General features: G+C 59.5%; 13 protein-coding genes. 8 read left to right on the top strand and 5 right to left on the bottom strand.

The window, feature by feature from the left end; all coding sequences use genetic code 11:
• The first annotated feature begins 6 nt into the window (after positions 1–6).
• The 5 genes from ADB08_RS08895 to ADB08_RS08875 are packed head-to-tail and all read left to right on the top strand — an operon-like array spanning position 7 to position 5843.
• Entirely contained in the window at positions 7–1251 is a 1245-nt protein-coding gene (locus ADB08_RS08895) for a lipopolysaccharide biosynthesis protein (protein ID WP_049172530.1), read from the top strand.
• A 3-nt stretch (positions 1252–1254) separates the two neighbouring features.
• On the top strand, positions 1255–2445 hold the full coding sequence (locus tag ADB08_RS08890; protein ID WP_049172528.1) for a glycosyltransferase family 4 protein: 1191 nt from the start codon (positions 1255–1257) through the stop codon (positions 2443–2445).
• Positions 2445–3623: a DegT/DnrJ/EryC1/StrS family aminotransferase gene (locus ADB08_RS08885; protein ID WP_049172526.1), complete on the top strand. Its 1179-nt coding sequence runs from the start codon at positions 2445–2447 to the stop codon at positions 3621–3623. Before ADB08_RS08890 ends, ADB08_RS08885 begins: the two co-directional genes overlap by 1 nt.
• The gene (locus ADB08_RS08880; protein ID WP_049172525.1) at positions 3620–5182 is read left to right on the top strand and encodes an O-antigen ligase family protein; all 1563 of its coding nucleotides are present in this window, start codon (positions 3620–3622) and stop codon (positions 5180–5182) included. Before ADB08_RS08885 ends, ADB08_RS08880 begins: the two co-directional genes overlap by 4 nt.
• A 10-nt stretch (positions 5183–5192) precedes the next feature.
• A complete protein-coding gene (locus ADB08_RS08875; protein ID WP_049172523.1) occupies positions 5193–5843 on the top strand; it encodes a sugar transferase in 651 nt (216 codons plus the stop codon).
• Here the strand turns inward: ADB08_RS08875 and ADB08_RS08870 are convergent.
• Together ADB08_RS08870 and ADB08_RS08865 are read right to left on the bottom strand one after the other, a co-directional pair.
• The gene (locus tag ADB08_RS08870; protein ID WP_049172520.1) at positions 5827–6522 is read right to left on the bottom strand and encodes a NeuD/PglB/VioB family sugar acetyltransferase; all 696 of its coding nucleotides are present in this window, start codon (positions 6520–6522) and stop codon (positions 5827–5829) included. The genes ADB08_RS08875 and ADB08_RS08870 overlap by 17 nt on opposite strands.
• A 58-nt stretch (positions 6523–6580) precedes the next feature.
• Positions 6581–7108: an HPP family protein gene (locus tag ADB08_RS08865; protein ID WP_049172518.1), complete on the bottom strand. Its 528-nt coding sequence runs from the start codon at positions 7106–7108 to the stop codon at positions 6581–6583.
• A 163-nt stretch (positions 7109–7271) separates the two neighbouring features.
• On the opposite strand from ADB08_RS08865, the gene ADB08_RS08860 reads away from it, so the two are divergent.
• Together ADB08_RS08860 and ADB08_RS08855 are read left to right on the top strand one after the other, a co-directional pair.
• Positions 7272–7565, top strand: a complete 294-nt coding sequence (locus ADB08_RS08860; protein ID WP_005510922.1) for an RNA-binding S4 domain-containing protein — start codon at positions 7272–7274, stop codon at positions 7563–7565.
• 3 nt (positions 7566–7568) lie between these two features.
• A complete protein-coding gene (locus ADB08_RS08855; protein WP_049172516.1) occupies positions 7569–8450 on the top strand; it encodes a VOC family protein in 882 nt (293 codons plus the stop codon).
• A gap of 49 nt (positions 8451–8499) precedes the next feature.
• Here ADB08_RS08855 and ADB08_RS08850 read toward each other — a convergent pair whose 3' ends face one another.
• The 3 genes from ADB08_RS08850 to ADB08_RS08840 all read right to left on the bottom strand — a co-directional run bounded on the left by ADB08_RS08850 (position 8500) and on the right by ADB08_RS08840 (position 10745).
• Positions 8500–8847 carry a hypothetical protein gene (locus ADB08_RS08850; RefSeq protein ID WP_176719133.1) on the bottom strand — a complete coding sequence of 116 codons (348 nt, stop codon included), beginning with the start codon at positions 8845–8847 and terminating at the stop codon, positions 8500–8502.
• Positions 8848–8966: 119 nt separating this feature from the next.
• Positions 8967–10151, bottom strand: coding sequence for an isocitrate/isopropylmalate dehydrogenase family protein (locus tag ADB08_RS08845; protein WP_049172511.1), 1185 nt, complete (start codon positions 10149–10151; stop codon positions 8967–8969).
• 45 nt (positions 10152–10196) lie between these two features.
• Positions 10197–10745: a neocarzinostatin apoprotein domain-containing protein gene (locus ADB08_RS08840; RefSeq protein ID WP_049172509.1), complete on the bottom strand. Its 549-nt coding sequence runs from the start codon at positions 10743–10745 to the stop codon at positions 10197–10199.
• 203 nt (positions 10746–10948) lie between these two features.
• Between ADB08_RS08840 and ADB08_RS08835 the strand changes: the two genes are divergently transcribed.
• Positions 10949–12022 (top strand): heme/hemin ABC transporter substrate-binding protein, encoded by a 1074-nt coding sequence (locus ADB08_RS08835; RefSeq protein ID WP_049172507.1) that lies wholly within the window; start codon positions 10949–10951, stop codon positions 12020–12022.
• Positions 12023–12028 lie beyond the last annotated feature (6 nt).

Here is a 12028-nt window from a genome sequence, read left to right as displayed (position 1 = left end):
CCCACCGTGACAACTACCAGCTCCTCTAACTCCGGGCAGCTGGCGCAAAGAGTTCGAACAGTTGCGACGATTTCGGCAGCTTCAGCGCTCGCCGCAGTCGTCGCCTTTGTGGTCAGTATTCTTTCCGCGCGAGTGCTGGGGCCCGCCGGTCGAGGCGAGGTCGCTACCGTTTTGCAGTTCGCCTATATTGTGGCGCCATTCGTCGGCTTTGGGGCCGATCGGCTTTTGCTGCGCCGCGATGATTACGACCACGGTCTCATTCCGAGTGGTTACGCCATGACCGTGGTCGCTCTGATTGCCTGCGCCATCGCAGGAGTCGTCTACGGACCGTGGACGGCAATGGCCGGCGTCGTCGCCTTGGTTACCGTGTCATTTTCCATGGTTCGTGCGATGGCTATCAGCCGCCATCGAGTGTCCTTCTTCGTCGCAGTATTCGTCGGCTTCCAGGGCTCAGTACTGCTGATTAGCGCTGCACTATATGTCGCCGGAGTCGAAGACTGGCGCTGGTGGGCTGCGGCCTATATCTTCCCGGCACTGCCACTGGCAATCTGGTCGCTAGCGAAGTCACGCAAACACACCGATTCTCGTGTTGGCGGAGTGGTAGAGACGGCTCGAACAAATGCCCCATTCATCGCATCGGGGCTGGGGCCGCTGACGACGACACGCTTGGGGCGCGTTTTACTGCCGGCGCTGGCCTCGCCGGCGTCGTTAGGTCTTTTCGTAGTCGTGGCGACGGCGACGGAACCGCTGTATTGGATCGCGCAGTCAGTCGCCGATCAGCGCACCAGCGACCAGAGGGGGCGCGAACTCACCCCGTCTCGTGTGCTCCGACACCTTGGCATAGTCACTGCAGCGTACGGCGCGCTTGGTGCGCTCGGTGGTATGGCACTCTACTTCCTCATCGTGCCGGTATTCGGCCATGAGTTTGAGCCTGCTCGGGAGTTGGTGCTGCCACTGACTATCGCGGCCGTGGTGCTCGGCTGCTACCGACACCTGTGCGGTGAAATTCTCGGCAGCGACAATCCCCGTCGAATTGGCCGAGTGGAGCTCATTTCCGCCGTTATCGCTGTCATTTGTTACCCGATTGGCATTCTTCTCGGAGACGCCCTCGGTCTCGCGTGGACCAGCGCAGTTGTCTACTTTGCAGCAGCCGTTGTTGCCGCAGTGGCGTTGATGCAGCCGAGCAGAGGCCCGAAAAATCCATCAACCACCAACGAAGAACTTCCCGTCGACGTAATCGAGGAAAGCTAAACAATGCGAATCACTTATATCCACCAGCACTTTGTTCTCCCCGGTGAGCCGGGTGGTTCCCGACCCTACGAGTTTGCCCGCCGAATGGCCGCTGCAGGCCACGAGGTGACAATGATCTGTGGTCGCGATGAGGCCATGGATAAAACGGTCGATGGCATCCACGTGCGTCGTTTAGCGATTCCGTACCGCAATGAAATGTCGAAGCGCGAGCGCATCGTCAGTTTCTTCAACTTCCTGGTGCGCGCCTCCGCGGTTGCTGCCCGTGTGCCTGCCGACGTGATTTACGCGTCCTCGACTCCGCTGACTGTGGCGGTTCCGGGAATTGTGGCGAAGTTTACCCAGCGTGCGCCGTTGGTGGCGGAGATCCGTGACCTGTGGCCAGAGGTGCCAATCAAGTTGGGCTACCTCAATAATCCGGTGGCGATTTTCCTGGCCAAGCAACTGGAGAAGGCATTTTATGCGGCATCGAGCGAGGTCGTGGCGCTGTCGCCGTCGATGGCCGATGGCGTCAAAGAGGTAGCTCCGAAGAAGTGCGTGACTGTCATTCCGAATGCGTCGGACTTTGAGCGTTTTGATGTCCCGGTCGAGCAGCGTGCAGCTTTCCGTAAGGAGCAGGGCTGGGGCGATGACGTGGTGGCGGTCTACGCTGGTGGTTTTGGCATGTCCTACCAGCTGGAGTGGCTTGTGGATTTGGCGGCGCAGCTGCGTCGTGATGGCGTGGAGAATGTGCGCTTTGTCCTGCTGGGGCAGGGAAGCGACTCGGATGCGTTGTACCAGCGCGCTGAGAACGCTGGCCTCGATGCCGATGCGATGTTCCTCGGCCGTCAGCCGAAGGAAGATGTCGCCAAGTACGTGTCTGCCGCCGATATCGCGCTATCGCCGCTGCGTGATGACCCCTGCCTGGAGGGCAATTCCCTGAACAAGGTCTTCGATGCCATGGCCGCATCGCGTCCGGTGGTGTTCAACCACGGTGGCTGGCTGGAGGAAGCCGCAACCGAGCACGATGCCGGCTGGCGTCTCTCGCGCGATATTCCGACTGCGGCCAAGCGATTCGCTGAGATCATCTCCGACCGCGATGAGATGCGCGCAGCGGGACAGCGAAACCGCGAACTGGGTGAGAAGCGTTTTGCTCGTGACAGCCTGTACTCCCAGCTCATCGAGGTACTCAACCGCGTCCGAAAGGTGCAGAAGTAATGACTAACGCTGACGCTAACAAGCCCAATGAGCGGATCTTTCTTTCGCTCGCGACAGTCACCGAAGCAGAAGAACAGGCTGTCGTTCGCGCACTCCACTCTGGTTGGGTGGCTCCGTTGGGACCCGAGGTAGACGCGTTTGAAGCGGAGATTGCCAAGCGCTGCGGTGTTGAGCACGCGCTCGCGCTGTCTTCCGGCACCGCTGGCCTGCACTTGGCGCTGCTCGCGCTGGGGATCGGTGAAGGTGACTACATTCCGGTTTCCACCATGACCTTCGCGGCCACGACCAACGCCATCGCTTACGTTGGCGCTACGCCGGTGTTTGTCGATGCGGCAGAGGACGGAAACATCGACCCTGAGCTGCTGCTCCGCACCGTCGATGAGCTGCTCACCGAGGGCAAGAGCGTTCCCGCCGTGATGATTGTGGACCTCTTTGGCCGCTGCGCCGATTACCCGGCCTTCGCGCCACGCCTGGAAGAACTCGGCATCGCGCTCATCGAGGACGCCGCCGAGGCGCTCGGTGCCAGTGTCGATGGTCAGCCGGCCGGCAGTTTCGGCCGTGCCGCCGCGCTGTCTTTCAACGGCAACAAAATCATGACCACCTCCGGCGGTGGCATGCTGCTGTCCGATGATGCCGATCTCATCGCTCGCGCGCGCTACCTGTCCACCCAGGCGCGTCAGCCCGTCGCTTGGTACGAACACACCGAAATCGGCTACAACTACCGACTTTCCAATCTCCTTGCCGCACTGGGGCGGGCGCAGCACTCGCGTCTGGACGGCATGATTGCTCGCCGCCGCCAGATTCGCGATGCGTACATCGATCTGCTCGCCTCGCTTGACGACGATGCCCCTGGTAAAGGTACCCGCTTGCTCTCTGACTCCGACGAGCGTTTCACCGAGAACTGCTGGCTGACCTCAATTGTGCTGCCGCAGGAGGCCGTCGATAAGGGCGTGCTGACCCCGGACAGCGTGATTGCAGCACTTGGTGAGGCCAGCATTGAGGCTCGTCACCTGTGGAAGCCGATGCACCTGCAGCCGGTATACGAGGACGCACGAGCCAGCATCAACGGCACCGCTGAGAATCTTTTCTCCCGTGGCATTACTCTTCCTAGTGGTCCGGCGCTGGATGATGATGACGTCGCGCGGGTGATAGGTGTTTTGAAGGAAGTGCTGGGATGACTTCTACAGAGGTAGCAGGAGAAACTGTAAAACAGCGAAAACCAATACTGCAGTCGCTGTTTATTGTGGTGGCCGCGGGAATGTTTGCTGGTGTCCTCTACGTTGGCGACACGACGATGAAGGACGTCTCTTCGGCGCTTCCTAATCTCTCTCTTGCATTGCCGATTTTGGTAATCGTTGCAATCCTTACAGCCATCGGCACCCCAGAAGCGCAGCGCCAGAGTTGGCTGAATGCGATGAAAGGCGCTGGCAATGTAAAGCAGTGGCCGATGGCCGTGTGGGCATTAGTGGCTTTCTATGCCTGGTTGTTCTGGATGATGCTGTCCGGACTGTGGGCCCCCGAAGCTGCCGAAGTTGCTCCTGTCGTTACTGCGTTGATAACGCTTGGGCTCATCGCCACGATGTCAGCAATACTGTTCTATTTGCATCCTCAGGCACTGGTATGGCTGTGGTTAGCAGTAGCCATTTGCTCGCTTATTTTTCTCTACGGTGGCATTACTGGTCCGAAATATGTCGGGCGCATGACGGCGTTCGGCGGTGGACCGAATGTCTTTGCCCGTTTCATGCTGTACGGCATCGCGGCAGCTGTGTTTTTCATGCTGTGGCGTAAGTTCATGTGGGCAGTTCTCTTGTTTGCTGCACCATTTGCTTACGGTCTCGTTGCGTCGGGAAGCCGCGGTGTACTGGTTGCTACCACCGTGGTAGTCCTCTTTACCGCAATAGCTGTGTTTTTTCACTGGGGTTGGAAGTGGGCGACTGTTTTTTACGTCGCAGTCGCCGCAGCGGTCGCGTATGGATACTCGCGGTTCATCGCAGGTACCGAGATTGAAGAATACTTTAAGACGCGCTTTATCCAATTGACCTTCGAAAAAGAACATGATTCCGGACGCGGTTATCTCCATGATGAAGCTTTCCGAATCATGAGTGAACACCGCATCTTTGGTGGAGGCCTGCATAGCTTCGTTGTGCTGTCGACACCGAGGTCTTCACGTCCACTGGAGCATCCGCACAATATCTTCTACACAGTCGGATCTGAAGCGGGTGTCATTGGTATCGGCCTGTTTGTGATTGTGCTGGTTGTGCTGGCAATCGCCTGTCGCCACCTATTCAAGTTTCTTCAAGCTGGTCTGACCGCAGCTGTGGCGTTAGCGGTTCTTGTGGCACAGGTTTTTTCCGGCTACTACTACGATTCCCGTTCGCTATGGCTATTTGGCTTTGCAGCAGCATTTACAATGCTGAGCCTACGGCGCAAGACCGCAGCATCGGCAGAACCAGAGCTGGATGAGCAGCCGCAACCAGAACCCGCAGTCGAGCCCGAACCAGTCATGGTCACCGATACCGCGGAGCCGGTTGTGCCGGAGCTGGAGCCAGCGGTGGCCGTCGTCAAGCAAAGTGCGCCTGACAACAAGAATGACAACAGGAAGCTGCGCGTTGCGGCAGCGTCGTTTGCCGCGGCCGGTGCAGTGGGTGCGGTTGGTTGGCTGGTCAGGAACCGTTCTAATGCGGAAGTCGATGCGCGTGCCGAAAATATTCTGCGCGAAATGTTCAACGAAAAGTAGGAGATGACCAATGGATTCACCGAGCATCCGCGCGCAACGCGTAATTAAGCGTGGCGTCGACATCGCGGCATCTGCAGCAGGTCTGATTGTGCTGTCGCCAGTTATGGGCGCTACGGCGCTGGCAGTGCGACTTTCCATGGGGAAGCCAGTCCTATTCCGCCAGGAACGCCCGGGCCAGGATGGTGAGCCGTTTAATATCCTCAAGTTTCGGACGATGCACCACGTCAATCCGGCAAAGGGGCTTGTCGACGATGCGTCCCGCCTCACCGAGGTGGGAAAATTCCTGCGTTCGACAAGCTTGGACGAGCTCCCGGAGCTCTTTAACGTCCTGCGTGGAGACATGAGCCTCGTTGGCCCACGTCCGCTGCGCATGAAGTACCTAGAGCGCTATTCGCCGCGCCAAGCACGCCGCCATGAGGTGCCACCGGGGATTACGGGGCTTGCCCAGGTCTCGGGCCGCAATGGCATCACCTGGGAAGAACGTTTCGAGTACGACGTGCAGTACGTGGATAATTGGTCGCTACTGCTCGATGCAAAGATTCTGCTTGACACGATCTTGGTGGTGCTCAAGCGTGAAGGGATCTCGGAAGAGGGGCAAGTGACTATGACCGAGTTCACCGGTTCGTCGGAGAAGGACGTCTCGGCTAGCGCAGGTTCTTAATCACACTTGCAGGAACACCGGCGACAACGGTGTAGTCATCGACATCGCTAGTAACTGCGGCTCCGGATCCGATGTACGCTCCCTCGCCAACGGTGAGGCCGGGGTTGATTACGGAGTTGGCGCCTAGGGTGCAGGCTTCGCCAAGCGTGACAAAGCCCGACACGGCATTGAGCGGGAAGATTGTGCAGTAGTCCCGCAGCACCGCATCGTGGCCAATCGTGACATTCATATTGATTTGGGCGTGCTTGCCTACCTCAATATTGCAGGTCAGGCGCGCTCCGGGGCAGATGACGGTGCCCTCGCCGAGCGTGACCAGCGCGCCGATGCTGGTGTCTGGGTGGACCAGAGTCGCAGGCACGAGCCCTTCGGTATCTGCGCGTTGCGCAATCGAACGTCGAGCTGCGCCGCTGCCGATTGCGACTGTGTAGTAGACCCCCTCGGGCAAGTCCGCGAGGATTTCGGTTTTGCCCAAGAGTTGCACGCCCATTTTGTGGAAAAAGGTCATATCTGGGGTGCCATCATCAATAATGCCTAGGATTTCCCACTGCGGTGGTAGGCCGTTGGCTGCTGCGTAGTCGTTGATGTCCTTGATGAAGCTGACCACGTTTCGGCCAAAACCACCAGCGCCGACGATGACAATCTTTTCGGTCGTCGTGTTGTTAATCCACTGCTTTGGCATGAGTGTCATTATCCCACTGATAGCCGTATTTAGCCGGAGTGCGTGACCCCGAATTCACCTACCACCAGTAGGTGGGATACCGAAGGCCGCGCAGTCGATTTGCGAGGATGCCAAGCACCACGATCATGATCGACGAAGCGAAAATGAAGCCTATGAAGCGGAAATCGTTGGCAAGCCCATGACCGTGTGGCATCAGCACAGTGACCATAGCGGTAGCGGTGGCAGGGGAGTGCGCCGCGCGAGCAAGAAGCATGAGCGCGAAGGCGACGCCGGCGGCAACCGCTGCAGCAATGATGGTCGAACCCAACATGTGCAGAATTGCGATGCCAGTCGTGCAGCCGATGAGGTGTCCGACCACGACATTTCGTGGCTGAGCCAGAGGCAAGTTGGGCGCACCGACAATAAGCGCCATGGCAGCGCCAATAGGAGGCAGAAATAGCAGGTCAGAGACAGAAGTTGAGATGAGTGCCAGGGTCATCAGCGGCAGGCTCACGGCTACCGAGGCGGCGATAACATGGCGTAGCGGAGGGCGAGTTGGCGCTTCGCTGGCGATCCGGGGCCACTTCGGAGACCGTGAATTAGACATGAGAACGATGTTAGGGTGTGCTGCCTCATCTGCGTCGCGGTTCGAGGTTTTTATTGAAATAGAAGTTTAAATGGGGTGGCTCCCAGGTCTCCCAAGCCTCCAAAGCCGAACCAGACCCGAACCAACCCCGACCATTTTCACCGGATATGACACACTTAAGGGCATGGAGCCTATCGATGTCGCAATCCGGGATGAGTCCATCCGTCTCGGGCAATTCCTGAAGTTGGCAAACCTGGTGGAAACGGGCGGTCTGGCCAAGGAACTCATTGCCGAGGGCCAGGTCAGCGTGAACGGTGAGGTCGACACCCGCCGTGGCAAGGTGCTGCGTCCAGGGGACGTCGTCTCTGTTGCCGGTATGTCGGCACGCGTGGCCACCGCCGATGAAGTCGATGATGACTACTTTGATGAGGCCACCGCCGACGATGACTTTGATCCTGAAAAGTGGAGGAACTTGTAACTCATGCCCGCATTTCCCGCCGAATTTGGCATGCCCCTGCGCGTAGATCTGCTTTCCGCCGCACCGCGTAAGACCGAGCGCTTCTACCGCGGCGTTCTCGGGTGGGCTTATCGCAATACCGCGCCAATCCATGAGGATGCCCGCGAGGCATCCGCTGGTCGCCGCGTTGCCATGCTGTCCGGAATGCCGGTGTCGGTGCTGCTTGAGGCCGATAAGGACGCTGAGGATGCCTTCGTCAATCAGTGGCGCGTGAATTTCCATGTCGGCTCCGCCGCTGGTGCCGTCGAGAAGGCGCGCGAGCTCGGCGCTGAGGTCTTCCAGGAACCGACCCCGCTTGTCGACGGATCCACGATGGCCGTCGTTTCCGACCCCGCCGGTGGCCTCATTGGGCTGCTGGAACAGCCGGGTGAGCAGGCCTTTATCGCAGCGGGCGAGCCCGGCACCCCGGTGTGGTTCGAGCTGGTCGCAGGCCCGGAGGAGACCTTTGAGCAGGTCGCGGACTTCTACCACAACTTCTTTGGCTGGGAAATCGCAGTGCGCAACAAGAATGAGCACGGCACTTTCGCAGTTGCGATGGAAGACGGGGCGCCGTTCGCTGGCTTGGTAGCCAGCTCGGTTGCTGCACAGACCGATGCGGCAGATAAGAGCTTCGTTGGCTGGCTGGCCTACCTTGGCGTGGAGAACATCGACACCGCTGTCGCCAAGGCTGAGGAACTGGGCGGTTCCGTGCTCGTTGCCCCGCAGGCTACCGAGTTCGGTCCGCTGGCGACTGTGCAGGATCCATGTGGTGCGGCAGTTGTGCTCTGCGAGGTGCCGCTGCCACCGGAAGAAGATATCCGCGAGTCGGACCCACTGGAAGGCATTGACCTCAGCCAGTTCCAGTAGGAGCTAGAGCTCTTCTTCGTCGTCCTCAGGGTCCTGTTTTCCGGTGTAGTTAACGTGTAAAGGATCGTCTTCGTTTTTTAGCCAATGCAGCGAAGAAGTCATTGGTCCAGGTAAAAAGTTCACTTTTACCAAGGTTGACTTGCTGCTGGAGCAATGGGTGATAAACAACCCGCTGTGACGGTGGGCAGTCGTAGTAAAAGATTCGGTACAGTCCAGCGCGCGATTCACGTATATGGCGATGGCAGTACTTGACCAGTTCATCAGCGCGATCCTCTGCGGTCTTATGACCAAACAGTGTTGCCGCACGTTTGCGGTAAAAGCCACCATCAACAAGCACTGCTGTAGTGATCTCGCGTAAAGGCACAGCTCGCGCAGCACTATATCTGTTTCTACTCATATTTCTTGGCCCTCCCCCTATGAGTAATCCCAGTCATCGGCGCTCTCCTTATCGGCGGAGGGTCAACGGCTGGGATTGATAGCAACCACTTTAATTGCGCTTCGTAATCGAGTCAATGCCTACAACCCCAGCTCCGCCCGCACTGCAGTCACAAACTCGCTGGTAGTCGCGGTGCCGCCGAGGTCTGGCGTCGGCGCGGTGCACTTGGCGGCGTAGACGGCCTCGCGCAGCTTGGCTGCGGGCGCAAGTTCCGAGGTCGGATGCCCAAGGTGCTCCGCGCACATTGCCGCAGAGAGCAAAAACGCAGCCGGGTTGGCGATGCCGCGCCCGGCAATGTCCGGTGCCGAACCGTGCACCGGCTCGAAAACCGCAAAGTCGTCGCCAACATTCGCCGATGCCGCCAGCCCCAGCCCGCCAATCAAACCGGCACCGATGTCACTGAGAATGTCGCCGATGAGGTTTTCCGCGATGATGACATCAAAGCGCGCCGGGTCGGTCACCAGCTGCATTGCCACGGCATCCGCATTGGCAAAATCGAATGCGACCTGCGAATACTCCTCCGCCACTTCTTCAACTGCCCCGCGAATCACACGCGCAGAGTCCCGCAGGATATTCGGCTTGTCCGCCACCGTCACCGTCGGCGTGGCCTCCGAATCGGGGTTTGCCGCCTGGCGCGCGAGAGCCAACTTGGCCGCCTGTCGCGCAAGGCGGTGCCACGCAAAGGACGTCGTCACGCGCAAAGAAATCGCAACGTCGCCACGCTTATCGACGGCGCGAGCCACCGTCGAGTCCCCCGCCACCTCTGCCCACAGGTGGTGGTGCGGGGAGTCGGTCGGGGTGTCGTAAGGCGGGAGGAGATAGTCGTGACTGTAGAGACCCTCGGTGTTTTCGCGGACGATGGTGAAGTCGGCAGCCGCGCCGGGCAGGGTGACCGGGCGGATGTTGGCGAAGAGGTCGAGGCGCTGGCGCAGCTGGAGAACAGGGGAGCGGTAGGTCAGGCCGGTATCGCGCAGATGCGGTGCTAGTTCTTCCTCAGCCTCGCGAGCGGGCTTGGAGGTAATCGCCGCGAGCAGAGCGGCGTCGCTGCGTCCGAGTGTTTCCCAAGTTTCCTGCGGGACGGGATTGCCGTGCGCGCACCACTGGGACCAGCCAATTTGTGCCTCTGTCAGCTCCCAGTGCGGGAAGACATCGGCGATGAGTCCTCGGCAGGCATCGGTGATTTCAGGGCCGATGCCGTCGCCGGGCAGGAGTGTGATGCGGCGCGGTGCCGCTTCTAAAGCAGTCGCAGGCTGGTCGGTTTCCATGGCTCTTAGCCTAGGACTGCGACGCCTGCGCGTGTGTGGTTTGGCCTACTTAGCGAAAGTAACCGGGATCTCGGTGATGTCCTCGAAGCCCTCGCTGTGGTCACCGAAGAGCTTCAGCACGCAGTCCTGCTGGGTGCAGTCCACGGCCTCGCCGGTGGGCACAACGCTGAGCTCGAAGTGTGCGGTGTTGTCGTCGGCGATGGTGGTGGTGCCGCCGGACTTCTTGGTAATCCACTGCTGCGACTGGGTGCCGGCACTGCGGTCACCGGTGCAGTCCGGGACGGGGTTGCCTGGAGCCTTCTCGGCGGCGCAGAGTGCGGCGTAGTAGCCGTAGTCGGGGTCGAGACCAGACAGGTCGACGGAGATGACATCGCCCTCGGAGAGGTCGTTGACCGGCTCGGCCTCCATGGTTACTTCGCCGGCGCTGGCGTCGGTTTCTTGATCTGCAGCCGAGCTGGTGGTTTCCGAGGCGTTGGTAGCATCCTGTGCGGCATCGTCCGCGTCATCTGTGCCACAGGCGGCGAGAAGTGGAAGTGCGGCGACGGCCGGAACAGCCAGGAAAGCCGCGCGACGCTGGAGTGTACGAGTAGTCATAGGAGGTAACGTCCTTCCGAAAAACTGTAGAGATTACTATCTTTATTTAAGGGTAGGCTAACCTAGAACTAAAAGATAGCCTAAGATTCTTTGGGTGAGTAGAGCAAAGTCCTTTTTAAGCTCTTTGTTACTAGTGTTAGTCGTTATTTAGTCATTCTTTTTGTCGTCTATCTCCGTGCAGCGTCAGCTCACAGAGGGGGAATATGTTCACCGTGCCTGCCTGTCGCGTTCGCAGTCTTGCCGGAACACTGCTGAGTGTTGTCCTAGTCGCAGGACTAGTCGCCTGTGGTTCCGATGATGCCGCGAGGGAGGGGGCATCGTCGTCAAGCGCTGGCGTGACGACGGTTCCGCGCGCCGACAACATTTCCGCTCACGGTGCCGCGCATGCGAACCTGCCTTCGGAAAACCCCGAAGTGCTGCTGAAAGACCCGAAACCGGCGGCGGACAAGGACTACCAGCGTATTCTCACGCTTGACCGGGCGGGAGCACTCAGTCGTGCGGTCTACGCGCTTGGTCTCGGAGACCGTCTGGTGGGGCGCGACTCCACCTCCGATTTCCCGGCGGTAAAGGATTTGCCGAACCTCACCATTGGCGGACATGCAGTCAATGCTGAGTCGGTGATGAAGCTGAAGCCGGAGCTCATCATTACCGATGGCTCGATCGGCCCCAGCCGTGTCTTCGACACGTTTGAAAAGGCGGGAATCACTGTCGTCCATGTGTCGGACGAGCGCACTCCCGAGACCATCAACACGCTTATCGACGAGGTTGCGGGCGCAGTCGGCCTGGCTGACCAAGTTCGCCCGGTGAAGGAGCACCTGGACAAGGAGCTGGCGGCTGCGACCGAGTACGCGCAGGCCAAGGCCGATGGCCGCAAGATGATGATCCTGTATGTGCGCGGAACCGGTGTGGCCATGATTGCGGGACCGGATTCTGGTGGGCGTTCTCTGATCACTCGTCTCGGCGGTGTCGATGCCGGTGAGGGCGTGGGTATTGAGGGTGCGTTCACGCCTATTACTCCGGAGTCCCTGATTGCTGCGGCTCCAGACACCATCCTGGTTATGTCTGGTGGCCTGGAGTCCGTCGGCGGGATTGAAGGCTTGAAGGAAATCCCGGGCATCGCACAGACCCCGGCGGGCCAGAATGAGTCCGTTGTGGACGTGCCCGATTCGCAGCTGCTGTCCTTTGACTCGCAGTCGCCGCGTGCGATTCGCGCCATTGCGGATGCTCTCTACGGTGGCGGTGCTGGTGATGGCGCTGACAAGACTGCGGGAAAGTGACTGGCT

Source organism: Corynebacterium sp. 239_CJEI (assembly GCF_001055995.1).
GTDB lineage: Bacteria > Actinomycetota > Actinomycetes > Mycobacteriales > Mycobacteriaceae > Corynebacterium > Corynebacterium jeikeium_D.
The sequence above is the reverse complement of the archived record's forward strand: the minus strand, read 5'-3'. Positions and strand labels throughout refer to the sequence as shown.